General features: G+C 60.1%; 27 protein-coding genes. 12 read left to right on the forward strand and 15 right to left on the reverse strand.

Annotated features, from left to right (window positions below):
* Positions 1-14: 14 nt before the first annotated feature.
* Positions 15-1,019 carry an anion permease gene (locus AAE029_RS00655; protein ID WP_371070852.1) on the reverse strand — a complete coding sequence of 335 codons (1,005 nt, stop codon included), beginning with the start codon at positions 1,017-1,019 and terminating at the stop codon, positions 15-17.
* Positions 1,019-1,660, reverse strand: coding sequence for a DUF47 domain-containing protein (locus AAE029_RS00660; protein WP_371070853.1), 642 nt, complete (start codon positions 1,658-1,660; stop codon positions 1,019-1,021). The genes AAE029_RS00655 and AAE029_RS00660 overlap by 1 nt, the downstream gene beginning before the upstream one ends.
* 346 nt (positions 1,661-2,006) lie before the next feature.
* Here AAE029_RS00660 and AAE029_RS00665 point away from each other — a divergent pair, with 346 nt between their 5' ends.
* Complete coding sequence (locus tag AAE029_RS00665; RefSeq protein ID WP_371070854.1) at positions 2,007-2,264, forward strand: hypothetical protein; 258 nt, start codon at positions 2,007-2,009, stop codon at positions 2,262-2,264.
* 51 nt (positions 2,265-2,315) lie between these two features.
* On the opposite strand, the gene AAE029_RS00670 is transcribed toward AAE029_RS00665, so the two are convergent.
* Positions 2,316-2,504 carry a hypothetical protein gene (locus AAE029_RS00670; protein WP_371070855.1) on the reverse strand — a complete coding sequence of 63 codons (189 nt, stop codon included), beginning with the start codon at positions 2,502-2,504 and terminating at the stop codon, positions 2,316-2,318.
* A 365-nt stretch (positions 2,505-2,869) separates the two neighbouring features.
* On the opposite strand from AAE029_RS00670, the gene AAE029_RS00675 reads away from it, so the two are divergent.
* The 6 genes from AAE029_RS00675 (at position 2,870) to AAE029_RS00700 (ending at position 9,966) form a co-directional block, all read left to right on the forward strand.
* Entirely contained in the window at positions 2,870-3,280 is a 411-nt protein-coding gene (locus tag AAE029_RS00675; protein WP_371070856.1) for a PAS domain-containing protein, read from the forward strand.
* Positions 3,281-3,409: 129 nt separating this feature from the next.
* On the forward strand, positions 3,410-4,141 hold the full coding sequence (locus AAE029_RS00680) for a DUF3365 domain-containing protein (protein ID WP_371070857.1): 732 nt from the start codon (positions 3,410-3,412) through the stop codon (positions 4,139-4,141).
* On the forward strand, positions 4,138-6,852 hold the full coding sequence (locus AAE029_RS00685; RefSeq protein ID WP_371070858.1) for a response regulator: 2,715 nt from the start codon (positions 4,138-4,140) through the stop codon (positions 6,850-6,852). The genes AAE029_RS00680 and AAE029_RS00685 overlap by 4 nt, the downstream gene beginning before the upstream one ends.
* Positions 6,853-6,864: 12 nt before the next feature.
* Entirely contained in the window at positions 6,865-7,230 is a 366-nt protein-coding gene (locus tag AAE029_RS00690; RefSeq protein ID WP_371070859.1) for a response regulator, read from the forward strand.
* Between the two features lie 4 nt (positions 7,231-7,234).
* Complete coding sequence (locus tag AAE029_RS00695) at positions 7,235-8,788, forward strand: adenylate/guanylate cyclase domain-containing protein (RefSeq protein ID WP_371070860.1); 1,554 nt, start codon at positions 7,235-7,237, stop codon at positions 8,786-8,788.
* Positions 8,789-8,967: 179 nt separating this feature from the next.
* Positions 8,968-9,966 (forward strand): LLM class flavin-dependent oxidoreductase, encoded by a 999-nt coding sequence (locus AAE029_RS00700; protein WP_371070861.1) that lies wholly within the window; start codon positions 8,968-8,970, stop codon positions 9,964-9,966.
* A gap of 361 nt (positions 9,967-10,327) precedes the next feature.
* On the opposite strand, the gene AAE029_RS00705 is transcribed toward AAE029_RS00700, so the two are convergent.
* On the reverse strand, positions 10,328-10,921 hold the full coding sequence (locus AAE029_RS00705) for an HXXEE domain-containing protein (RefSeq protein WP_371070862.1): 594 nt from the start codon (positions 10,919-10,921) through the stop codon (positions 10,328-10,330).
* Positions 10,921-11,298, reverse strand: a complete 378-nt coding sequence (locus tag AAE029_RS00710; RefSeq protein ID WP_371070863.1) for a hypothetical protein — start codon at positions 11,296-11,298, stop codon at positions 10,921-10,923. Before AAE029_RS00710 ends, AAE029_RS00705 begins: the two co-directional genes overlap by 1 nt.
* On the opposite strand from AAE029_RS00710, the gene AAE029_RS00715 reads away from it, so the two are divergent.
* Positions 11,297-11,527, forward strand: coding sequence for a hypothetical protein (locus tag AAE029_RS00715; RefSeq protein WP_371070864.1), 231 nt, complete (start codon positions 11,297-11,299; stop codon positions 11,525-11,527). The genes AAE029_RS00710 and AAE029_RS00715 overlap by 2 nt on opposite strands.
* A 277-nt stretch (positions 11,528-11,804) precedes the next feature.
* Positions 11,805-12,878: a 3-deoxy-7-phosphoheptulonate synthase gene (locus tag AAE029_RS00720; protein WP_371070865.1), complete on the forward strand. Its 1,074-nt coding sequence runs from the start codon at positions 11,805-11,807 to the stop codon at positions 12,876-12,878.
* A 255-nt stretch (positions 12,879-13,133) separates the two neighbouring features.
* Here AAE029_RS00720 and AAE029_RS00725 read toward each other — a convergent pair whose 3' ends face one another.
* From AAE029_RS00725 to AAE029_RS00740, 4 genes are all read right to left on the reverse strand, one after another.
* The gene (locus tag AAE029_RS00725) at positions 13,134-13,361 is read right to left on the reverse strand and encodes a hypothetical protein (RefSeq protein WP_371071549.1); all 228 of its coding nucleotides are present in this window, start codon (positions 13,359-13,361) and stop codon (positions 13,134-13,136) included.
* A complete protein-coding gene (locus AAE029_RS00730) occupies positions 13,351-13,764 on the reverse strand; it encodes a curlin (protein WP_371070866.1) in 414 nt (137 codons plus the stop codon). The genes AAE029_RS00725 and AAE029_RS00730 overlap by 11 nt, the downstream gene beginning before the upstream one ends.
* Before the next feature lie 170 nt (positions 13,765-13,934).
* The gene (gene csgH, locus AAE029_RS00735) at positions 13,935-14,333 is read right to left on the reverse strand and encodes a curli-like amyloid fiber formation chaperone CsgH (protein ID WP_371070867.1); all 399 of its coding nucleotides are present in this window, start codon (positions 14,331-14,333) and stop codon (positions 13,935-13,937) included.
* A 64-nt stretch (positions 14,334-14,397) separates the two neighbouring features.
* Positions 14,398-14,835 (reverse strand): curlin, encoded by a 438-nt coding sequence (locus tag AAE029_RS00740; RefSeq protein ID WP_371070868.1) that lies wholly within the window; start codon positions 14,833-14,835, stop codon positions 14,398-14,400.
* 32 nt (positions 14,836-14,867) lie between these two features.
* On the opposite strand from AAE029_RS00740, the gene AAE029_RS00745 reads away from it, so the two are divergent.
* The 3 genes from AAE029_RS00745 (at position 14,868) to AAE029_RS00755 (ending at position 18,611) form a co-directional block, all read left to right on the forward strand.
* A complete protein-coding gene (locus AAE029_RS00745) occupies positions 14,868-15,221 on the forward strand; it encodes a hypothetical protein (protein ID WP_371070869.1) in 354 nt (117 codons plus the stop codon).
* Positions 15,222-15,708: 487 nt separating this feature from the next.
* Positions 15,709-18,123: a caspase family protein gene (locus AAE029_RS00750; RefSeq protein ID WP_371070870.1), complete on the forward strand. Its 2,415-nt coding sequence runs from the start codon at positions 15,709-15,711 to the stop codon at positions 18,121-18,123.
* A gap of 230 nt (positions 18,124-18,353) precedes the next feature.
* Positions 18,354-18,611 carry a hypothetical protein gene (locus AAE029_RS00755; protein ID WP_371070871.1) on the forward strand — a complete coding sequence of 86 codons (258 nt, stop codon included), beginning with the start codon at positions 18,354-18,356 and terminating at the stop codon, positions 18,609-18,611.
* Between the two features lie 284 nt (positions 18,612-18,895).
* On the opposite strand, the gene AAE029_RS00760 is transcribed toward AAE029_RS00755, so the two are convergent.
* From AAE029_RS00760 to AAE029_RS00785, 6 genes are all read right to left on the reverse strand, one after another.
* Complete coding sequence (locus AAE029_RS00760) at positions 18,896-19,567, reverse strand: RraA family protein (RefSeq protein ID WP_371070872.1); 672 nt, start codon at positions 19,565-19,567, stop codon at positions 18,896-18,898.
* Between the two features lie 11 nt (positions 19,568-19,578).
* Entirely contained in the window at positions 19,579-20,598 is a 1,020-nt protein-coding gene (locus AAE029_RS00765; protein ID WP_371070873.1) for a C-terminal binding protein, read from the reverse strand.
* A gap of 11 nt (positions 20,599-20,609) precedes the next feature.
* A complete protein-coding gene (locus AAE029_RS00770) occupies positions 20,610-21,104 on the reverse strand; it encodes a lactoylglutathione lyase family protein (protein ID WP_371070874.1) in 495 nt (164 codons plus the stop codon).
* Positions 21,101-22,108 (reverse strand): ABC transporter permease, encoded by a 1,008-nt coding sequence (locus AAE029_RS00775; protein ID WP_371070875.1) that lies wholly within the window; start codon positions 22,106-22,108, stop codon positions 21,101-21,103. Before AAE029_RS00775 ends, AAE029_RS00770 begins: the two co-directional genes overlap by 4 nt.
* Positions 22,105-23,607 carry a sugar ABC transporter ATP-binding protein gene (locus AAE029_RS00780; protein ID WP_371070876.1) on the reverse strand — a complete coding sequence of 501 codons (1,503 nt, stop codon included), beginning with the start codon at positions 23,605-23,607 and terminating at the stop codon, positions 22,105-22,107. Before AAE029_RS00780 ends, AAE029_RS00775 begins: the two co-directional genes overlap by 4 nt.
* A gap of 62 nt (positions 23,608-23,669) precedes the next feature.
* Positions 23,670-24,722, reverse strand: coding sequence for a sugar ABC transporter substrate-binding protein (locus tag AAE029_RS00785; RefSeq protein ID WP_371070877.1), 1,053 nt, complete (start codon positions 24,720-24,722; stop codon positions 23,670-23,672).
* Between the last annotated feature and the right edge of the window lie 10 nt (positions 24,723-24,732).

Below are 24,732 nucleotides of genomic sequence, written 5' to 3' on the forward strand. Positions count from 1 at the left end.
TCCACAGCTGCTCTTCACGAGACCATCGCGGTCAGCCAATAAGAGAACGCAGAAATAGCAGCCGCTGCAGGCAAGGTTATCACCCAGGCAACCACGATATTTCCTGCCACTCCCCATCGTACTGCCGAGACGCGTCTTGCCGCCCCGACCCCGATGATAGCGCCGGTAATCGTATGGGTCGTCGAAACGGGGATACCGAGCCAGGTTGCGCCGAACAAGGTGAGCGCACCGCCGGTTTCGGCGCAGAAGCCTTGCATCGGGTTCAGGCGCGTGATTTTTGAGCCCATTGTATGAACAATGCGCCAGCCGCCGAAGAGCGTTCCGAGTGCCATTGCAGCCTGACAGGAGAGAACCACCCAAAGGGGTACGTGGAACTCGCCACCGAGATAACCTTGCGAATAAAGAAGCACCGCGATGATGCCCATCGTCTTCTGGGCATCGTTGCCGCCGTGGCCCAGTGAATAGAGCGAGGCCGAAAGGAACTGCATTCCTCGGAAGGTACGGTCCACGGCAAACGGAGTCTGGCGGACGAACATCCAGGACACGATCAAAATAAGCAGCAGTGCGAGCAGAAAACCGATCAGCGGCGACATTACGATCGCGCCCGCAGTCTTCAGCAACCCGCTCCAGACAATTGCACTGAGCCCTGTCTTCGCAACGCCGGCTCCAACGAGACCTCCGACCAGCGCATGAGATGAACTGGAGGGAATGCCGAATATCCAGGTGACGATGTTCCAGATGATCGCCCCTATCAATGCCGCAAATATAACCTGTGGCGTGACGATCATCGGATCAATGATGCCGGTGCCCAGCGTCTCGGCCACATGCAGACCGAAAAAAAGGAATGCAATGAAATTGAAGAAGGCGGCCCAGATTACCGCATAGTGCGGCCGCAGCACACGCGTTGAGACGATGGTTGCTATCGAATTGGCCGCATCATGCAGGCCATTGAGAAAATCGAAGAACAGCGCGACGACGATGAGGCCGGCAAGCAAAGGGAGGGCGAGGGCAGTGTCCATCAGACATTCTCAATGACGATGCCGCTGATTTCATTGGCGACGTCCTCGAACCGATCGACGACCTTTTCCAGCTCACCGTATATTTCGCTACCGATCATGTAGGCCATCGGATCGCTTTGCCCGTGGCGGCGAAACAGATCCTTCAATCCCTGATCGTGCAACTCGTCCGAATGGCCCTCCACGCGCGTCACTTCTTCAGCAATTGCGGCAAGGCGCGCGGCATTTGCATTCATGCGGTGAAGAAGGGGGATTGCCTCGGCGATGAGACGGGCGGCCTGCACCACCGTCTTGCCCATCTCCTGCATACCCGGGTCGAAACTGTTCTGCTCGAACAAGCGGATCGTCTTGACTGCTTTGTGCATCATGTCGATCGCATCATCCATGGACTGGATCAGATCCTTGATGTCGCCGCGATCAAAGGGCGTGATGAAGCTGCGCCTGATGGCCTGCATGACCTCCCGGGTAATATCGTCTGCTTCATTCTCAAGCCGGACGATCGTTTCGCATTGATACTGGATGTCCTTTCCGGCCAGCAGATTGTCCAATGCTTCCGCAGCACCGACGGTGACACGGGAATGCTGCTCAAATAGATCGAAGAAGCGATCCTCACGTGGCAATAGCTTACGAAACCAGCTTAACATCAGCACTCCACCGACTCTGTCATCAAAGTGTCATAAAGGAGCGGTTGCGAACTGAAAAGTGTACGCTTCGTCATGCGGCCAGCTCAGCCGTCTTATCCTCAAAGCGGAGGCGGCGGTTCCCACCCAAAACACTGCGGCCGCGGCAAGAGGAGGGAATTTGTCGGTCGTAAGGCCTTTAAGGGCAGGGCCCGCGGGCGCGTTGCCCGATTTTCCCGCTTCTGGGCCGCAGATTCATTCGCGGTCGGCTGACATGATTGCCTTACGGGCCTGGCCCCAGTCTTGACCGGCGGGAGCAGGGAACCTTGGCGGCCGCCCCGTGTTAGCTCTCCAGCAAGGAGGAACTAACATGGGCACAAACAGACCTAAAGATGGTGCTGGAACGGCCGATCAGTCTCCACGTTCATATCCCCGAAAAGACGCTGAAGGCCAGTTTGCAAAGTCGCAGGCCGATCGAAAAAGTTCAGGCGTGCATAGCGCAAAGCCGACCGTGGTAACTGGTTCGGAAGATGCGACCGTTCATCGTACTCCGCCTGGCAAAAAGAAAGAGAAAGACTGGGATCTGAACTACGACCCGGCTGAGATGAACGAAGGTAAGTCGCGTTGAGGCGGGTTCCCTACGCTGTCATAGCGCGCCCATAACCCGCAGGCGGTCTTATTATTGGGACCCGGGGAGTTGCCCGGGACTTCCTGGGCCGGCAGGGAGCCGATCTTCGGTGTTCTGCCGGTCGGGCGGTACGCTCGGAGCGGTATCCGTGTTTGTCTGGATCCAGTACCCGATCGCCAGAGCGATGAGCAGAACGACAACGGCACCGATGATGGGACCAATCGCTTGTTTTTTCGCCATCGGATTGCCTTTCCTTATCCGGGGGACAGAACAAGGCAAATCACGTTAGGTTCCTTTCTATGCCCGTACTAGAGCGGGATTCCGAAAACTGTGCGCGGTTTTCGGGGCGACATCCAGCTCTAACCTTTAATTGAGAGGCGGATTCAGATTTCAAGGCGACTCGACCTGAAATCATCCGGCTCTAGCGCCGCCTCGTTGTGGAAGTCTACTTGCGCCGAGCGTCTCACCCACTCGGCATGCATCCTGTTGCATCCCTGTCTGACGCTCGAAGCCACTGATAAGCAAATATCGCCCACAAGCGCGGGACCCTTGAAGTCAGTCATTTAGACAATAAGTCATTTCTAATATACAAAAAGGGGGGCCACATGCTGACTGGAGACCGTTCCACATTCTTGGTGGAGATTTTCGAGGCTCCGACGCCCGATGCCGGTATCTACACCTGGGACATCGTAAAGAACCTCTTATTTGCCGATGCCGCGCTCGCTGATCTGTTCGGGCTCGATCCGGAAGAGACCGTGCAAGGTCTTCCGCTCGAAACATACCTGGATCGTGTCCACCCTGGCGACCGGCCAACCCTCGCGAAAATCATCAGTCAAACGATTATCGCTGAGACGCCGCAGCAGACCGTATATCGCGTGCAAGGTCGTGATGGATCATATCGATCGGTGGCCGCATTCGGTCGCGCATTCCGCGATAAAACTGGGACGCCTATTCTCTATTCCGGCATTGTCGTTCCGGCCGATGAGGTAATAGACGGCGGAACATTGTCTCATTAGCCTCGATCAATTCAGTCGAGCGCGACGGCTTTTTACTTGCGTGTCGGGGAACCGGGCGATCAAAACGGCTTTTGCATTTTAGATCTGGCTGATATAGTGAATTTTTGTTGCGATCACATGGGGCGTATCATGTATCGCGTTGTGGCATGCTGTGTCATCTTGACAGCTCTCGCAAGCCTCGTTGCTGCAGACGAGGATGACGTTGCGACGGGAGAGCGGCTGGCCGCGTTTCTGCGGGCGGGTCGCTCCGTCATCTCTAGCCACCAAAAACTGATCAACGATGCATCGATCGGCAAGAAGAACCTTACCGGCCAGCGGGTGGTCGATGAGGCGCTCGTCCTCTATCGAGAAAGCAAGGCCGTGCCGCCCTCGACCGCCGGGCTTAGCGAACTGGACAAGCAGCTGTTCGATGCGCAGGTTGAGGCGATGCGCGAGATCGTCGACGAACAGCAGGAGGTAATCGACGCGAAGGGCGTCGGCTTCAAGGGGCTCATTCCGGCGACCTTTGGCCGGCTGGTCAACGAACGTTTCGAGGAGAAAGTCGGCAATTTGGCGCGGATGAAGGTCACGGCTCCCGAGGAGCTCGTGCGTAACCGCAAGGCGCGGCCCGACGAATGGGAGCAGCACGTCATCGACAGCAAGTTCCTGGCCGCCGGCTGGCCGAAAGGCCAGCCATTCGTCGAGGAGGTCGACGTGGAAGGACGCAAGTCATTCCGAATGCTCATTCCCGAATATTATTCCGCATCCTGCCTGACATGCCATGGCCAGCCCAAGGGCGAGGTCGATATTACCGGCTATCCGAAAGAGGGGGCGGCCGAGGGCGATCTGGCAGGCGCGATCAGCATCACGCTGTTCAAATGACCGCCCTTGACGCCATCAGGGCAATGTTCGGCCGCCTCGCGGATCGGAAGATCCCGCTTCGGCTTATCTGCCTTTCGGCCGCGCTGCTCGGAGCGCTGCTGATAAGCGTTGCCTTCATGGCGCACGACTTGCTCGACAATCAGCAGCGGGTCGAGGAAGCAAACGCCCGTTTCCACATGTTCGACGAGGCCGCCAGGGCACATCGGCATTTCAGCGAGGTGCGCTACTGGCTCACCGATCTCTCCGTCAGCCTACTGACGCTTTCCGAGCGGCGGGCAAACGCGGCTCGGGTCGCTCTGGAAGAGGATTTGAGCCGCATCAAGGTTTTTGCGCCCGATGCTGCAGAGACTATCCAGCAGGGTTCGGCTGCGTATTACGAGAAGGCCATGCAGGCCGTCGATGCCTATACGGCGGACAACAGAGTGATAGGAAACACGCTGTTGGCAGCAGCACGGGCCCATAGCGACGAGATCGACAGTGTGCTGACGGCGCTCGAGGAGCGCCTCAAGAGCGAGGCGGACCGGGCCCGCGATGCAGCGGCCGTTACGGCGCGGAATACCTACACCCGTGCCCTGACCGCGGTGGGATTCATCACGATTGCCGGTGCCGTCATGACCTGGCTCATACTCCGCTCGATCCTGGTGCCGCTCGGCCGCCTCGATCGGGCGATGGTACAGCTGACGGAAGGGCAGGAGAACGTCGAACTGCCACCGGACGGCCGCGACGAATTCGGACGGTTGTCGACCACTCTGCGGCTGCTGCGCGACAGCCAGGCCGAACGTCGCCTTCTCGAAGCAGCAGCGGAGCAGCAACGCAACACGATCATCACAGCGATCGAGACCATTCCAGACGGCTTTGCCTTCTTCGATGCGGAGGATCGCCTGGTCATGGTCAACCAGCGCTATCTGGAAATATTCCCTGAGATCGCCGATCTCATGACGCCGGGCAGGACCTTCGAGGAGATCATGCGGGCGCAGGCCGAGCGGGGGACTGCAGAGATCGACGATGCCCGCGTGGAGGATTGGGTGCGCGAAGCATTGCGGCGCCAGCACGATCCTCGTGGCATGGTCGAGCGGCAATTCGCCAACGGCACATGGCTGCGCATTGCCAAGCGCAAAACCCCGGAAGGCGGTACCGTCGCTGTCTATACTGACATTACCGATTTCAAGCATCGTCAGGCCGAACTGGAGCAGGCGCGCCGTGGCGCGGAAGTTGCGAGCGAAGAGAAGAGCCGTTTCCTCGCCTCCATGAGCCATGAGCTTCGCACACCGCTGAATGCGATCATAGGCTATAGCGAGATGCTGATTGAAGATGCCAATGATCTCGGCCAGGCTGGTTTCGTCGCCGATCTCCAGAAAATCATAGGGTCCGGACGCCACCTGCTGGCGCTGATCAATGACGTGCTCGACCTATCCAAGATCGAGGCGGGCAAGATGGAGCTCTATGTCGAGCGCCTCAGCCTGCGCCAGCTTCTCGTCGAGGTCGAAAGCACCGTCGCGCCACTGATCGCAAAGCGCGGCAACCGCCTGACGGTCGCGGCTGAAGTCGAGCCCGACGAGATTGAGACCGACAAGACCAAGCTGCGGCAGAACCTGTTCAACCTTCTGTCCAATGCCGCCAAGTTCACCGATAACGGCGAAATCCGGCTTAGCGTCGAGCGCCTTGCGGACGAGAGCGGCGACTGGTTGGAGTTTTCGGTCACCGACAACGGCATCGGGATGACCGCCGAGCAGCAGGCCAAGCTGTTCCAGGCCTTCGTGCAGGTCGACTCCTCCACGACCCGCAATTATGGAGGCACCGGCCTGGGGCTGACGATCACCCAACACTTCGTCAGGATGATGGGCGGGAGCATCGAAGTGGAGAGTGAGGCCGGAAAGGGATCAACCTTCCGCTTCAGGATTCCTGCGACCAGCGGCGCCCAAGCCGTACGGGAGGCTCCACCACCGATCGAGGCACCGCAGAGCCCGCACAGCCACGGCACAATCCTGGTCATCGACGACGAAGCGCGGGCGCGCAAATTCGTCTCGGATGCGGTCCGCGGTGCCGGTTTCGACGTGGTCGAGGCCGAAGGCGGCGAAGAGGGAATGGCGATCGTGCGACGATCGCGTCCGGATGCGATCGTCCTCGACGTGATCATGCCAGGACAGGACGGATGGTCGGTCCTGCGGGAGATCAAGTCGGACAGATCGCTCTGCGATATCCCGGTGATTTTGGCGACCGTCGTCGCCGACCGCGAAATGGGGCTGGCATTCGGAGCGGCGGACCATCTGATCAAGCCGATCGATCCGCAGCAACTCGTGGACACACTGAACGCCGTTGCCGGCGACGGGCGTCATGATGTGCTGGTGGTCGACGATGACCCAGCGACGCGGGAGCTCTTTCGCCGTGTGCTCGCCCGCGAGGGCTGGCGTGTTCGCGAAGCGAGCGACGGCAGGCGCGGCCTGGAGCAGCTCGAGGCGAGCCGTCCGACTATCATGATCCTCGATCTGATGATGCCGGACATGGATGGTTTTGCGCTGCTGGAAGCATTGCAGGCACGGGAGGACCTTACCGATCTTCCCATCGTCGTTGTCACCTCCAAGGATCTGAGCCGTGATGAGCTGGATTGGCTCGGCCTGCGCGCGAGCGAGATCGTCAGAAAAGGAGGCAAGGGCCGGGCCGATCTGATTGCCGCCCTGAAACGGCATGTACGGCTGAGCGAAGATGCCTGAGGAACCGAACGCATGGTCAAGATCCTTCTGGTTGAAGACAACGAGATGAACCGCGATATGCTTTCCCGCCGTCTCGAAAAGCGTGGATATGAAGTGGTAATCGCGACCGATGGTCTTGCCGGCGTGGAAGCGGCTGCGAAGACGAAGCCCGATATCGTGCTGATGGACATGAGCCTGCCGGTGATCGACGGCTGGGAAGCGACACGGCGGATCAAGGCGGATCCGGCGACCTCGGCCATACCGATCATCGCACTGACGGCCCATGCGATGGCCGGCGACCGACAAAGGGCCATGGAGGTCGGTTGCGACGACTACGACACCAAGCCGATCGAACTGGCCGCACTGCTCGATAAAATCATCCGCCTGACCGGAGGATGACGTCTTGGCCCAGTCCCGTGACATCAGACGTCGTGCCTATATCGCCCGGATCGTGCAGAAGATCATCGATCCGGCCCAGGCGATCCTGGGGTATCAGGAGCTCATCGTCGAGGAGATCCGCGAGACGGGGGTCGTCGAAGCTCTTCCCGATCTGGAGAAGGTGCTCGATGCTGCGCGAGAACTGAATCGGTTGATCGACCGGCTCCTCGAGACGGAGCATCCCGACACTGCGACCTCGCCGACAATCGACAGGCTGTTGCGTCACGATCTGCGCACGCCGATGAACGCGATTCTCGGCTATTCCGAAATGGTCATCGAGGATTGTGGGGAGGCATTGCCGGAGCGGCTGTCGGCGGATATCGGACGGGTCATCCAGGAGAGCCGGCTGCTGCTCGATGAGATCGATCGGACGCTCGATGCGCCTGCGCGCGATGCCGAGGAAAGATCGGAAAACATTGCGGATGCAATGATCGCGGCCAATCTTGCGCAAGCCATTGCCGCGAGGCCGGCCGTGCCGCCGGAAGAGGCCGGGCGCATCCTCATCGTCGACGACGCTGCCTCGAACCGCGAGGTCTTGGCGAGGCGCCTGGGGCGCGACGGCCATATGGTCGCAGTCGCCTGTTCCGGCAAGGAGGCGCTCCGCATTCTGGAGACGCAGGAATTCGATCTCGCACTGGCCGACATCCTCATGCCCGACATGAACGGCATCGAGCTCCTCGCCCGACTCAAATCGGACGCGCGACTGCGCGAGATTCCTGTCGTGATGATCTCGGGTCTCAAGGACAACGAGGCGGTCATTCGCTGCATCGAAGCCGGAGCCGAGGATTATCTGCAGAAACCGATCGATCCGGTCTTGCTGCGGGCCCGCATCACCGCCTGCCTCGAGCGTAGCCGCTGGCGCGAGCGGGAAAGACGGTATCTTGCCCAGATCGAATTCGAGAAGGAGCGGACGGACGCGCTGCTGCATGCGATCCTGCCCGGACAGGTGGTCAAGCGGCTGGCGGAAGGAGAGGAGGTGATCGCCGACCGTATCGAGATGGCGACGATCCTTTTTGCTGACATCGTCAATTTCACGGAGTTTGCCGCGCGGACGCCGGCAAATACGGTGGTGCAGAGGCTGGGGGAGCTTTTCTCCCGTTTCGACGAACTCGCCGACCAATATGGCATCGAAAAGATCAAGACCATCGGGGATGCCTATATGGCTGCCGCCGGTTTGCCCGATCCCCGCCCGGATCACGCCCCGGCCGCCGTCGCTTTCGGCAGAGCGCTGCTGGCCGAAACGGCCAGAACCATGGGACCGGAGCCGCCGCTCCGCTTGAGAATCGGGATCAACAGCGGCCCGGTCATCGCAGGTCTGATCGGTCGCAAGCGCTTCGTCTACGACGTGTGGGGACATACGGTCAACGTCGCAAGCCGCATGGAATCCTGTGGAATTCCCAATCGGATCCAGATATCGCAGAGCACTTTCGATGCCCTTGGCGAAGGTTGCGCGAACGCCCATCGTGAAGTCATGGAGATCCGCGGCATCGGAAAATACACGACCTATCTGCTGTCTTGATGCCGCGCGGCCTTCCTGCGTGCGCTGCAAACGTAATCAGTTCTCCCTTGGCTCACATCGTGTTGACATAAACGGGGATATTAATCGGGGACCTGGCAACCAGTATGATGCTGGACGCCCGTTTCCATACGTCTTGGCGCAAAATGTCATGACAGACTTCTCTGTGGATAGGCATAGCGATGGTCAAGCATGTCCTCTTTTCCATTCTCGATTTTGCTCCGGTGCGGGCCGGCGAGACTGTGCGCGATGCTCTTCACCAAACGGTGCAGCTGGCCAGACTGGCCGAAATGTTGGGGTTTCGGCGGTTTTGGGTTCCGGAACACCATGGGATACCCCTCATGGGAAGTGCGGCCACGGCGGTCGTCATTGCGCATATCGCGGCGCAGACATCCAAGATACGCGTCGGTTCCGGTGGCGTGATGCTTCCGAACCATTCGCCCCTGGTGGTAGCCGAACAATTCGGCACTCTGGAATGCCTCCACCACGGCCGGATCGATCTTGGAATAGGGAGGTCCTCCGGGAGCGCCACCCCCGCCATAGCGAAGGCGCTGAGGTACACGCCGGAGGCGCGCGATCGATTTCCTGACGATGTACGAGAGTTGCAGTCCCTGTTCGCCAAGACGATGCCAGACCAGGCTGTTGAAGCTGTACCTGGAGCAGGGCTTGAGATTCCGATCTGGTTGCTCGGATCGTCTACGTTCTCTGCACAACAGGCGGCAATGCTTGGGCTGCCGTTTGTATTTGCAACGCAGATTGGCCATGATGAGCTACACCCAGCCCTTGATGCATACCGTTCTAATTTCAAGCCATCTGCAACGCTGGCTTCCCCCTACGCAATGATTTGTTCAATCGCGGTGGCAGCCGACACGGATGAGATAGCGGAAACGCTCTTTTCCTCGGCCAAGCAACTGTTGATTGGCGGCCTTCGCAAGAACCATTCCGACCTGCTTCAGCCCCCCAGGGACTTTTCGATCTCGGATGAGGAGAAGACCATGCTGGAAAAATCGTCGCGTCATGCCATTGTCGGATCGGCAGAGACCGTTGAGCGCCGTATTAGGCAATTGATACAGGCGACCGAGGCAGACGAGCTTATGTTTCTTTCATTTATCCACGACCTGACTGCACGGCAGCGATCACTTGAGATCTTGAGCCATGTGCAGGCCAGAATAGGCGGGTGACGAGAGAGCAGTTAGCTGAACAACGGCCCAGCGCGTTCATCTCTGGGCACTCAGTTTCAAGTCCCGGCGAATATGGACCTAGATCAGGATGATTTCAGGTCGAATCGGCCTGAAATCTGAATCCCTATCTACATCAATAGTTAGAGCGGGATTTCAGCCGAAAACCGCGCACAGTTTTCGGCATCCCGCTCTACAGCGCCGTGCGTCTTATCAGACGCACAAAGGTCGCTGTAGCACTTTGAATTGCTGCATGTTTTTTCCTCAAATCGGCTCCGATTTAAGGAAACATGCAGTAGCGCAGGTTGCCGGAACGCGACAGGCCATTTCACCGCGATTGGCCATCAGGAATTTCCTGGACCCGTCAGGCGGCGTTTTCGCGCAATCCGTCGTTCCGGCGCTTGTTGCGAAACACATAGGCGACGATGGCCGCATGCATCAGGACGGCCGATCCGAAACCCAAAACATGATGGCCGAAACCGGTACCGGGGGCCGCGGAAATCTCGGTGAGAGCCCAGAGGGACAGCGGCAGGAAGACGATGATCGCAGTCACCAGTCCCGGATTATAGCGGCGAAGCACGACGGTCGGGCCAACATGCACCAGTGCGTTGACCAGCGTCAGATAAACGGCAACGAGTCCGAAGCCGGGCGCGATCTTCATCGCAAGCCAGAGCGACAGGGCGATGACACCCCAGACCCCCGGAACGTTGATCAGGAAGATTGCGCCATCCGGCAGGACCATTTGCCCGCCGCCGATCTGGCGATTGATGAAGGCGCCGAAGCGACCGGCATCGTGTTCCTCGAACTGATGTAGCATATAGGCCGGCAATTGCAGGAAAGTGGCGATCAGCGGCCAGGACCAGCCGCTGACAATGAGCGGCGCCAGCGCCAGCAGAAGGAGGCCTGCGAGCGAACCGCCGTAGACCCAATGCTCGATAACCCGCCTGATCGCCCCCATCAGACTTCCATCACGTCTTCAAAGGATTCCGGGAAATTCTGCCGCGCTACCTTTTCGTCGATCACCAGCATCGCCTCATAGGAAGTCGGATCGAAATCCTTGTCCGTCGCCACCACTTCCCGCCCAAAGAGCAGGTTCAGCCGGGCGGCATCCAGATTGCCGCGCTCGAAAGGCTTCGCCCCGAAATGGTGCCAGAGCGCGTGCAGGAAGGCTGCGTCGACCCGGTGTTCCGGTGAGCCCGGTCGGGCGCGGCGGGGCAGGGCCTTGATCGGCGTCACGCCCTTGGGATTGGCGCGGCGGATGGTGAACTGAATGCCCGTTCCCGGCATGCCTGATGGAAAGCCGCGGTGCTTCGTCATATCGGGAAGCTTCGCCATGGCTACTGCTCCTGCCTCACAATGCGATCGTATCGTGCTGCTTCTAATGGGGGCGGGCTGGTTGTTCAATCCCGGCGGCAGTCCAGGTGCCGCAAAGCTCACCGACCCGGCGTCGACGGCGGCAATCGCACCTTCCACCAGGTTCATGCGGGGTGAGCCGGTGAAGCCTGCGACGAAGGTATTGCGGGCGGTTGTAGAGCTCGAGACGGGCGCCCACCTGCGTCGATGACGCCGCGCCGGAGCACCACTTTGATGGTAACAGCCCCGACGGCGTATCGCTGGTTCCGGCAACACGATTTTTCCGCGTGACAATTGCCAGCTGCATGATTACATACGCGGCATGTCGTTCACGTCCGTCTATGCATCGCGATTTTATGCATACCGCTGCTCTCAGCGGATGCGGGTCCGTGCGTAGCTGAAACAAAGCCACGACATCACCCGAACAGCCGCTAGTCTACCTGGCGGCTTTTTTGTCCCGCACGGTATGACCAACAGGAGCCATGCCAGTGCCTAATACCACCGCAAATATCGTTGACGATCTTCGCATCGTCGAGATCAATCCACTCACCACTCCCGCTGACATCATTCGCGAAATTCCGCGCGATGACGCCGTCACGGCAACCGTGACCCGGACGCGCGATACTGTCCATCGCATTCTGCATGGTGGGGACGACCGCCTGATCGTCGTCATTGGCCCATGCTCCATTCACGATCCCGTCGCAGCAAGAGATTACGCCAACCGGCTGGAGGAGCAACGGCGACGCTTCAGCGACGATCTCGAGATCATCATGCGCGTCTATTTCGAAAAGCCGCGGACCACCGTCGGTTGGAAGGGCCTGATGAACGATCCGCATCTCGACGGCACCTACCGCATCGAGGAAGGGCTGCGGATTGCACGGCGCCTGCTTCTCGATATCAATGAAATGAACCTCCCGGCCGGCTGCGAATTCCTCGACACGATCACCCCGCAATACATTGCCGACCTCGTCAGCTGGGGCGCGATCGGCGCGCGGACGACCGAAAGCCAGGTGCATCGCCAGCTTGCCTCCGGCCTCTCCTGCCCGATCGGCTTCAAGAACGGCACCGACGGCGGTGTCGGCATCGCGCTCGACGCCATCCTGGCCGCATCGCAGCCGCATCATTTCCCGGCGGTGACGAAGGACGGCCGAGCCGCGATCGCCGCGACGACCGGCAACGAGGATTGCCACGTGATCCTGCGCGGCGGCCGGAGGCCGAATTATGAAGCTGCCGATGTTGCGGCGGTGTCCGCGGAAGCCGCAAAACGCGGCCTCGAGCCCCGTATCCTCATCGATGCCAGCCATGCCAACAGCGGCAAGGACCCGATGAACCAGCCAATGGTCGTCAAGAACGTCGCGGAACAGATCGCCGCCGGCAACGGAGCAATCAAGGGCATGATGATCGAAAGCAATCTGGTGGCGGGCCGCCAGGATCTCGTCCCGGGCAAGCCGCTCGTCTACGGCCAGAGCATCACCGACGGCTGCATCGACTGGGACATGTCCGTTGCCGTGCTGGAAGATCTGGCTCGATCCGCTCGTGAGAGGCGCAAGGCGCGCGGGTAAGGGGGGCGCTTCATCGCAGAAAGAGAAAGACCGCTCCAGGGAGCGACCTTTTCTGAACGTCGAAGGCTTGCTGAAGGATTTGATGAAAGGCCGCGTTCATTCGAACACTTCCGATAAGCATTACTTATCGGAAGTGAGGCATGGCCTGGAGCATCATAGGCGGTGACGAACTTTAATCACGTAATAGAGTTCGTTTAGCAAACTATTTACCATGATTTCAATGACTTACAATTTCGCAAATTGCCTCTCCAGAGCCTACTGCGGCCCATCGCGGACGCCGGCATCGCACTCGCCCGTCTCGACGAACGCATCGCCCGTTCGCCGGTCGGTGACGGCTTTCTCGAGAGGATGCATTTTGCCGATGTCGGAGCGATTCTGTAAGTGAAGGCCATTGCGTTCACCTGCGGGAAAAGCGGCGAACAGGCGTTGTTGAAACAACGTGACATCGCCTTTAGGACTGTTGTGAACTGCCTTACCAGCCATAGCTGAAGGTAGCACCACTGCCGTTATCCCCATCCTGCACCACGTCGGTCTCAGTATTTCGCCCATACTGGAAAATGCCATAGGCATTGTTGTTGCCGTTCTGCCGCAAGGTCGCGGAATGACCATTGCCCCGCTGCCGGATGAAGCCGAGGTTGCCGCGGCCGGCCTGAGCGATACCAGCCGAGTTACCCCGGCCCAGTTGCCGGATGTCGGCATCTTTCAGGCCGCGGTAGAGCGAATAGACGCGCAGCCCGGTTGAAAAAAGACCCGCATCCTCGGCATTGTCCGGTGCGAGGTTGAACGAGATCCGGCCGCCGGCATAGGCTGGCGCAGACAAGGCTACTTGCCCCAGGCTCCCGGCAAGAAGAGTGACGGTAAGGATCTTAAACACGTTGCGGGTCATTCTGATCTCCATTTCCGGCTGCCTTGGCCGATGATCAACTTTCGCATCTTGCAGCTGAACCCAGTCGGAATTGCCCGTTCAGTTGTCGTTCAGTCGTTCGGCCTGATTGAAAGCAAAAGGACGCCGGAAACCGGCGCCCTTTTAGGAAAATTGCAGAGTGTGGAGGTCGATTAGTTGCCGCCGATCTGCTTCGTGCAGCTGAAACTCTTATCCCCGATCACGACATCCAGTGTGGCTTTGTATTTGGTTCCTTTGGAGTCGAGCGAGACCGAACCAAGGATTGCCGCATGTCCCCCTATGGCATCAAAATCGCCACTCTGGTTGATCGTGGAGCTTCCGCCGTCTCCCGCTTTTTCGACATGGAAGGTGTAAGTCCCGCCGACATGCTTGTCGGCGTGGACGAGCGCATCCAGTCTCACCATACCTGCTCCAGGCGTTGCTTTGATTTCGCAAAGCTGCGCCCCGTCAGATTGGTTGGCAGTCGTCATGGCGGCAACCGCGCCAACGGGAAGCAGGACCAGCGCGAGAATCGTCATCGCGCGGCGCGGATGTTTGACGCTATTTGGCATGGGTCGTTTCCCTTAATGGTCTGCTGTTGCGATCCTGACCTCTTTCACGTCATCGTGCAGCCGCTTACGGGCAGGCCTGGACGAAGGCCGCGACGTTGCCGTTGCCGCCCTGGCTGACATTGGCGCTGCAGCCATGGCCGACCTGGACGCCTGCCGCGATGTTGCCATTGCCGTCCTGGGTAAGGATGGTCGTATGGCTGGAGCCAAATTGGCCGATGCCCGCTACGTTGCGGTCGCCGTGCTGATAGGTGGCGCCATAGTTGTCATTGCCTTCCTGACCGACAGCTGAAAGATTATGACGACCATATTGATGGCCGAGAATCCGGTTGTAGCCACCGTGCTGGTAGGTTCTGATCCGGTTTCCGTATCCCTCCTGCTCGCCACCGGCAGAATTCGACCAGCCATATTGTTCGATACGCACATCATTGGCCATGGCGGGGGCTGCGGCGGTGATGCCGACGAGAGCGACGAGTGCGGTTGCAATGATAGACGTGCGGATCATGACTATGTCTCCTCAGGCGGATAAGACCGCGGTTGAACGGCTTTCTTCTAGACGCTCCGTTTGGAACGGAAGCTGAAGGCACCATTCAGTCGGGGTTCATTCGCGGAGATCGGCGCCCCCTCCTTGCGGCCAGCAAATTCGATGCCCCCTCGTCGTTTTCGGTTGGCCATTTTCACGTGCCGCAGCAAATGCGCTTTGCCGGCGATTGCAACCCGGCAGCTACTTTCAACGCCTATATGTCGGAGATCCCTGCAGGTCAGATAATCGAAGGCACGTACTATCTCCGGGGCACCAGCCAACGCGCTGATGTATTCTTGCTGTTGTGCGAAGGGCAGCAACGTCAGGCGGGCGGCGCACATCCTGTACGGTCTTCGCCAGTGGGCTAACGAAGGCCTTCCGCTACGACGAAGAATCCTCAGACCAATCCGTTTCAAGTTGCGGACTGGCATGGCATCAATCTTCGCGACAAGATCATAGCTTGAGCGGCCATCGGTCGCGACATAGAGGTCGCAATCGTACGGGCCGTACATGCCTGGCCAGGAAGTTTTGACAATATGCCAACCGTTCCGGGTCGCCCATCACAGACAAAATAACGCAGACAACCTATACGATTCTTCACGCGTTGATCCCGGCTCTCTCACCGCGCGACGACTTGCCAGACGCCCCAGCCCGAGGACGTTGATGTCGGCGGCTTGCGAAGGACAGACTTGTCTTCAGTTTCGCTTCAGTTACGCCTAATCCAGCGCTCATAAACGATAGCTAAATAGCGATGCAAAGCTCGCCAGCCGTCTCTGGCGAAAACTCATACAGCTGGCCCCGACTTTGCGGGGGGCTCACAGTGAACTGCATCACATGTTGATTGGAAGAAACTGTATGCCTTCTCTTCTTTGGACAATAGGGCTGTCGTCTAACAAGACGACCTGGACATTCTTTGCCGTTGTGCTGGTTCTGGTCGGTATCGCTTCCGTAAATCCAGTCGAAGCGCAAGGTTCCCCTGAAAAGAGAATAGCGTTCGTCGTGGGCAACGCCGCCTATAAGGCAGGCGTCTTACTGACGCCCGCCAACGATGCCGGGCTCATTGCACAAACGCTGCAGGCGGCCGGCTTCGACGTGATCGGCGCGCGCGACCTCGACCAGAACGGATTGCGCGACGCGATGCGGGACTTTCTGACGAAAGCGAATGCATCGGGACCCAATACCGTCGTTTTCGTCTATCTGGCAGGCTATGGCGTGCAATATCAGGGCGATAACTATTTCGTGCCGGTCGACGCCCAGATCGCCAATGCCACGGATGTGCCGGTCGAAGCTCTGCGGATAACTGATCTCACGAGATCGCTGGCCGGCATCAACAATCGCGGCAGCATCGTTGTGCTCGATGCAGCAAGAGCCAATCCATTCGTGCAGTCCAATCAGCCGCTGGCCGGTGGTCTGGCGCTCGTCGATCCGGACGCCAATCAGCTGATCGCCTTCAATGCCGCGCCGGGCACGGTCGCCCCGCAGGAGGCTGGCCCCTATGGTTCCTATGCCCATGCCCTGGCGGAAATGATCCGCATCGGCGGGATTTCGCTCGATGATGTGTTTGACCGGACACGGTTGCGGGTCAGCGATCTGACCAAGGGCGCGCAGATTTCCTGGAATGCCTCCAAATTCAGGAACGCCTTCACGTTTTTCGATCGTGTTCCCAATCCGCCGCCCGCCCAGGTGTCCAGCTACGACAATGCCGCTATCCGGACGAAGCCGATCAGCGATTTCGACGAACGCGATGCCTATTTCGCCGCACTCGATCGCGACACGATGCGTGGTTACGAGGATTTCCTGGCAGCCTATCCGAACGACTCCATGGCAAGGCGGGTGCGCGCGATCATTGCAGCGCGCCGCGAAGCGATCACCTGGCGCGAAACGTCGAATGCGGATACGCCGGAGGCGTATTGGTCCTACCTGAGACGTTATCCGCGTGGTCCCCATGTCTGGGATGCCCGCCGTCGTCTGGAGCATTTCGAGGCAGCACTCGAGCCGCCCCCGTCCTTTTCGGTGATCGAGTATGACGTGCCGCCGCCGCCACCACCGGAAATCGTCTATGTCGACCGGCCTGTTCTGTATTTCGATGATGCCGACTTTGGTTATGCGCCGCCGCCGCCAGTCGTCTTCCTGGCACCGCCGCCGCCGGATTTCGTAACGCTTGCGCCGCCCAGACCACCGGTCGATCTCTACGTGCTGCCGGCGCCGGTCTTCGTTCCGGTCCCCGAATGGGTTAAACCCCCGCGTGATATCGCGCCGCCCGAAAACAACATCATTTTCAACAACATTCACAATACGGTCGTCAACAACACGGTTGTCAACGAGAGCGAGGCCGCGCCGGCTGCGCCCGGATTGACGACAGGAGAAAAGCTCGCCCGCGCAGCCGTCATCGCAGGGGCGGGTGCAGCTGCGCTCCACGTTGCCTTGCCGCCCTCGGTACAGAAAAAGGCTGCGGTTTTGCAAAAGCAGGTCCCGGTCGCAGCCGAGAAGCCGACACCTGCAGCCGGTTTGGCGCCGGCGCCCGTCCCTTCGGTCCAGCCCCAGACACAGGCACAACAGCCGCAGACACCGACCGGAAGTGCTGCCACCCACACACTTCCCGGTGCCAACGGCCAGCCGCTGCCGCCTGCCGGCAAGCTGGCGAACGAGCCGCAAGCGGCTCCGGCAGAAAAAACGCAGCCGCCCAAAGCAGAGCCCAATACGGCTCATAATCCGACGACGGTCGCGCAACCGCCGCTTCAGAGCGCAAATCCCGACGCGCATGCGCTCCCAGGTTCAAAGGGCCAGCCGCAGTTGCCCGAGGCCAATGCGCCTGCCGTCAAAGGTCAAAGCCAGATCGCCAAGACCCCTGCACCGACCGCAGCTCCGAATGCGCAGCCGAGGGAAGGTGTCGCAGCCCCGAAACCCGACGCTCACGGCCTGCCGACAAAGCCCGCGGCACCGGCAATTATTGACAATACGCCAGCAAAACCCAGCGTTCCCAATAGCAGCGAGCCGCAGCTCGGCAATCTGCACCATGTTGTTCCGCCACCGTCTCGAGAGGTCGCCCCGCCGCCATCCTTGCCCAGGGAGCCGCATGTTGCAGCGCCGGCGCAGGCACCTGCTCTAAAACCACAGCCCGAACCCAAGATGCAGGTCGAACCCAAGCCCCAGGCTGAGCCCAAGCCCCAGCCTCAGCCCAAGCCGGCGATCGTCGAGCCGCAGGCGAAGAGACCGCCGGCCGCAGAAAAGAAGAAGTGCGGCGCTCCGGATCTACCTGCATGTCCCTAAGGCAGTTGGCATAGAAGAGAAAATTGCTTTAAAAACTGCAGCGGCGCCGCCTCCGAAAGTGGGATCGTTCGCTGACGTTCGCGGCGGAGCAGGCAACTCGGATCGCCGCGGTGAGTTTAGGCGGCGACCGACACCAGAAACAGATATCAGCGACGTGTTATCAGGTCGGGATTTGTGTTTCGATATCTGGCCGTCGGCGGATACGAGTGATCCCATTCAGAGCGATCGCAATGAGTATGGGCCGCAATCAGTACAAAGTCACCGACAGCCCTGTACATCAGCGCACCAATGATGCCGCCGATCAGGAAGGCAAGGATCGTGTGCAGATGTATCAGCAGCTTGCCAAGGTTGTGCTCTGCCTCGCTCGATCGTTCCTTGCCACACAAAAATATCGAAGGCGACGCCACCGGGGCATCGGAAATCCGGGTGCGACTGCATTTTGCAGTCACTTCGGCTTCTTCCTTGGACTGGCGAACCGCTTGTTGTAGACGTCCTCGGTTGCATCAGAGCCCGCGAGACTTGTGTGACGCTTAGCTACCAGCTTTGGGTTCGAAGCGTTCTCAAGGAACGCCATGGGTCATTTTGACTGATAAATTGCCGCGAAAGTTTGAGAACTTGCGCGATTGCGCCCCGGCGGCTAGCGCGCTCCGCAGGTCAAACCATTGTCGCCCGTCCATGCGATGCGGCCTATATCCCGTATAGCGCAGAATGATTATGCATGCGGTCGACCAACCCGCAGTTGGCGGAGTGGACGGTACTCTCGATCGGTCTCTTAAAGCCGGCCGAATTCATCGAGCAGATCCTCGAGCGTTTTCCCCTGAGCGACCCTCTCCCGAGTCTTCTGCTCGCGTTCGGCCTGTTCGCGCGCCGCTTCGAGGACCACTTCCGCCATCGGCATTGGGACGACCGTCACGCCGATCGTGTCGGCCACTACGAAATCACCCGGATTGACCGTCACCCCTCCGCACTGGATCGGCACATTGACAGAAAGCTCCTCCTTGCGTCCGGAATACATGGTGTGGGTGCCGCGCGCGGTGATGGCGCGGGTCCAGATTGGCCATCCTATGTCGCGCAGCTCATCAATGTCCCGACCGGCGCCGTCGACGATCATGCCCCGGATGCCACGATTGCGCGCAAGGCCGCCCATCAGCCCGCCGCAAACCGAAGTCTGGCGATCGCCTCCGGCATCGACCACGATGACGTCCCCGGCCCCGCTCATCTCGATTGCCCGCAGCGGGTCCACGAGATCGCCGGGCGAAAGCTGGACCGTCACCGCCTGTCCGACGATCTTGGCTGGGAAGGCCGGCTTGATCTCGGAATCCATCACCCCCTGGCGGTATTGGGAATCTGCAAAAACGCAGGAGGCGCTATAGCACTGGGCTACCGCATCGAATTTCGCGGTGAGCGCAGGATTGCGCTCGAAATCGTTGAACAGCTTCAGCATCTTAACCTCTTTCAATCCTGCTGGAGGTCACCGTCTTGCCCGTCCAGCGTCACTTCGTTCACCGGATTGAGCGGGCGCTCGCCCTTCAGCACGCGAGCGACCTCCGAGGCGGCCGTCTCGCGGGCGAGCCCGATCGATTCCTCGGAATAATAAGCGACATGGGAGGTGATGATCACATTTTCGAGCGAGAACAAAGGATTGCCGGAGGGGATCCAGTTCCTGAGCTTTGCCGGCTCTTCCTCGAGATCGTCGAGACCGGCACCGGCAATGCGCCCCTCAGCTAGGGCTTTGGCGAGAGCACGGTTGTCGATCGTCGGGCCGCGGCCGGTATTCACTATGATGGCGCCGTTCCTCATCTTCGCAAGCTCGGCCTCGCCCAGAAAATGGTGCGACTCGGCCGTCATCGGCACCTGCATCATCAGATAGTCCGAGCGGGCAAGGATCTCGTCCTTCCCCACAAGCGCGACCCCCTTCGCTTCAGCGATGCCTTCGGCTAGGTAGGGATCGTAGGCGATGATCGTGACGCCGAACGCCTTGGCGCGCTCAGCTATCGCCTGGCCGATCTTGCCGAAAGAGACGATTCCCATGGTGCGGCCCTTGAGCCGACAAACGGGTTTACCCGTCTGCCAACGCCAGATGCCGTTGCGGATCGCCGCGTCATAGCGAATGAGCTTACGGGCGAGCGCCAGCCATAGCGCGATGGCGTGGTCGGCTACCTCGTCGGTGCAGTAATCGCGGACATTGGTAACGAGGATCCCCTTCCGGGTCGCGGCCTCGACGTCGACAATGTCCACGCCGACGCCGTAGCGCGCAATCACTCGGCAATGCTCCATGCGATCGATGGTCGCCGAACCCACACGGGCATATTGATTCATGATCGCATCGCAGTCGCGCGCTTCTTCGAACAGCTCCTCCTCCGACTTGGCCTGCAGGGCGACAACCCGGGCTCCCGCCGCTTCAAGGATCGGCAGCTCAATGTCAAGATTGCCGTAGTCGTAGTCGGTGATGACGACCTTGGGTTTGCGCGCCATGCTCGCTCCCTTCAGACGTAGGCGCCGGCCGAATAGGTGAGCTCGTAGGAATGGCTGTAGAGCTCGATGATGTTGCCGAACGGGTCCTCGCAATAGACCATCCGGTAGGGCTTTTGCCCCGGATAATAGAACCGCACCTGCTTCATCCGCTGCCGGCCGCCGAGCGATTCGATGATCTTGACCCGCTCCTCGAGATTTTCGTCCTGCAGGCAGAAATGGAAAAGGCCAGGCCGCCAATATTCGAATGGCTTTTCCTCCGACGCCGTTCTGGGGAATTCGAAGAGCTCGATACCGATGCCGTCGCCTGTCGCGAGATGGGCGATGCGGAAGCTTCCCCACCCGGGACCGAACACATCGTCGCACATCTGTCCGATAGCGCTGTCGTCGTGCCGGATTTCGGTCGGCTGCATTATCACGTAGAGGCCGAAGGCCTTTGCGTAGAACGCGACCGCCTTCTCGAGATCTGGGACGGTGACGCCGATATGGGAAAACGTGATGGCCGTCATTGCGCTTTCCTCCTTTCCTGCCGTGCGCCCCGCGCCGAGTGCAGCAGACTGAGGGCCCAGACGAATCCGCGGCTGAGTTCGCCGCGCCACATGTCGATCCCCACGGCCAGAACGATAATCGCGCCGATCACGACATTCTGCGTGGATGTCGCCACAGCATTGAGGTTCAGTCCGTTCTGCACGATCGTTACCGTCAGCGCACCGAAGAGAGTGGCGACCATATCACCGCGCCCGCCCGCGAGGCTGGCGCCACCGATCACGGCTGCGGCAATCGCCTGTAATTCGAGGCCGGCGCCGTAGTTGGGCGAGCCCGAATTCAATCGCGCCGCCATCAGAACCGCTCCGATCGCCGCCATCAGGCCAGCCAACGTGAACGCGCAAAGCTGGATATGCCGCACCTTGATGCCGGATAGCCGCGCCGCCTCGGCATTGCCACCTACCGCATAGATCGAGCGTCCGAGGCGGGTGCGCCGCATAAGCCAGTGGGCGATCGCGAAGAACAGAACAATATAGATCAGGGGAAGCGGAATGCCGGCCAGTCTACCGTAGAACAGCGGCTCGAGACGGTCCGACGCCTCGAAGACGGGCGAGCCGTTGTTGAACATGAATGCCAGGCCGCGATAGGCGCTCAGGCCGGCGAGAGTGGTAATGAAGGCCGGAATGCGGAGATAGGCGGTGATCGCTCCGTTGAGGGCGCCGATCGCAGCGCCGGTGGCGAGAGCGAGCACAAGGGCAGGCCAAAATCCGAAGCCCCAGAATTTCAGCATCATGGCGAGCAGCATCGTCAGAAGCGCGATCATCGATCCGGGGCTCAGATCGATGCCGCCGACGATGATTACCGCCGTGGAACCGATCGCCACGAGAGCGACGATGCTGACCTGAAGAGCGAGATTGTTCAGGTTGCCTGGGGTAAGGAAACGGTCCGTCGTGGACATGACGAGAAGCGCAACGACGATTGTGGCGATCGCCGGGCCGGTGACGGGTAGGAAAAACAGACGCTTCATGCCGCATCCTGCCTTTCTCCGGCGCCCATGAGCTCGGCCTTGGTCAGCGTCTTCGCCTCAGCGATGCGGATGATGCGGCCCCGCCGCACGATCGCGATGCGATCAGACATGGCGAGTAGCTCCTTGTCGTCGGAGCTGATCAGTATGACGCCTCTCCCCGTTGCAGTCAGCTCGTTGATCAGCCGGTAGATGGCGACCTTGGCACCGACATCGATACCTTTCGTCGGTTCATCGAGAATGAACACCTCGGCATTGGCGTTCAGCCATCGCGCGAGCAGGATCTTCTGCTGGTTGCCTCCCGACAGCCGCCCGACCAGCTCGGTTTCGGCGGCACGGCTTACTTGCAGGCTGCGGATGAGATCGCCCGCAACCTTGCGCTCGCGCGCAAGGTTGAGCCAGAGACCACGGTCGAGATCGGCGAGGCTTGCGGCAGTGATGTTCTCCGGGCCGGTGAAGTTGAAGAACAGGCCGTCGATATTGCGGTTTTCGGTGAGGAGCGCGATGCCGGCGGCGATTGCGTCCGCTGGGCTACGAATCACTTGCGTCTTTCCATGCAGCCGAATTTCTCCCCCGGCCAACGGCACCACGCCGAATAGGGCGCGCGCGATAGCGCTTCGGCCGGAGCCGAGCGGCCCGCCAAATCCAAGCACTTCGCCGCGGCGGAGAGTGAAGCCCACGTCATGGAGCGCGGGATCGGCGGAGATGCCGCGCGCTTCCAGAAGCACCTCGCCGTGCCTGCAATGGATCTTCGGGTACTGCTCCTCCATCTCCTTGCCGATCATGAGCGAGATGATGGCGCCGACATCGAGCGGCGTGTGGCCGGCTCCGCTGACAATGCGGCCGTTGCGCATGACGCTGACCACGTCACAGAGATCGACAACCTCGTCCAGCCGATGGGAAACATAGAGGATCGCCGCGCCGTTTTTTCGTGCCCGCCTGAGAAGCTCGTGCAGATGCTCGATCTCCGTCACCCCGAGCGCCGTGGTCGGCTCGTCGAGCACAATCAGGCTCGCCCTCGCCGCTATCGCCTTGGCGATTTCCACAAGCTGCTGCTGCGCGACCGGTAACTCGCCGACCACAGCGTCCGGAGGGATGTCGAGCTCGAGCTCCATCAGGGTTCTGTGCGCCGCCTCGCGCATGGAGCGCCAGTCGATGCTGAAGTAGCTGCCGAGCCATCGCCCTAGGAACACATTCTCCGCGACAGTCAGTTCAGGAACGAGAGAAAACTCCTGAAACACCGTGGCGATACCGAGCGAGCGGGCCGTGAGCGTGCTGTCGAGCGTGACGGGCGCACCCGCGTGCAGGATCATGCCTCCGTCCGGCTGGTGCGCGCCTGAAAGCGTCCGGATAAGAGTGGTCTTGCCGCTACCATTCTCGCCGACGAGCCCGTGGATCTGGTTCCGGCGAAGCGCGAGCGAAACATTGTCATTCGCCAGCACCACGCCGAATGCCTCGCTGATGCCCCGCAACTCCCAGACGGTATCGCTGTCCACGCTCATAACTTCACCATGTGTCCGTGTTGCTCCAGCCGGGATCCAGCGATCTGCCATGCTCCTGCGCATCAATATGCCTTGGAGGGCATCGGATAGAGCGTTTCGGGGTGGCGCAGGATGTCGATCACGTTGTTCTTGTCGACGATCTGCGTCGGGGTCTCGACCCAGCCGCCCGGATATTTGTTATCAAGGACATCGGCGGTGATGGCGAGCGCGATCTGGCCCATCACAAAGGGCGTTGTGTCGACCGTCGCGGTGACGTTGCCGGCGGCGATCTGCTCTAGGCCGGCGCCGGTATCCCCGTCATTGCCGAACAATAGAAGGTCGGTGCGGCCGAGCGCTTTCGCAGCCTGCGCGGCGCCCATGATCTCGTAATCGTTGGCAGCGAAGATCAGCTGGATATCGGGATGGGCCTGCAGCATGTCCATCGCGGCGGCGTTACCGCCCTCGACGTTCCACTTGCCGTCTAGGCTGGCGACGACCTTGAAATTCGAGCCCTTGATGGCGTCGACGAATCCGCCCACCCGCTCGGTCGAATGATAGCCCGGCTGCCCCTCCAGAATCCCGACGATCATCGGCTTTCCGTCAGTCAGTTTCAGGGCATATTCGCCGAGCTTGTGCGTGCCCTTGCGCTGCGAATAGCCGACCACCGCGTGGACAGGGGCAGGAAAGTCGGGAATGTCGGAATTGACGATCACCACTGCGATTCCGGCATCCACCGCGCGCTTCACCAGGGGAGCCGCCGCGTGTTCGTCATGCGTCGAGAGGATGATCGCATCGACGCCGCGCGTGATCACGTCCTGCAGCATGCCCATCTGGCCGTTGATGTCGGCTCCGCTTTGCGGCGCGAGTAGGAAGGTGTCTATGCCGCGCTTGGCAGCCTCCTTCTTGATGCCCTCGCCGATCGCGATGTAGTAGTTGAACTCGGTTGCCGGCGGCATGTAGGCGATATGAGCCCCCTTCGATCCCTTGAAGCTCTTGATTGGAGCCTGGGCCGACGCCTGAAGCGGTTTCGGCGCTGGGTAAGGGGGTTCCTGTGCCCAAGCGGCTCCAACCGCCAGCCCTATGGCAAGCGCCAGACCGGCAGCGAGAATTTTCATTGCGTTTCTCGTGACGTTCATCCTGTTCTCC

Source organism: Sinorhizobium sp. CB7 (assembly GCF_041357635.1).
Lineage (GTDB): Bacteria > Pseudomonadota > Alphaproteobacteria > Rhizobiales > Rhizobiaceae > Rhizobium.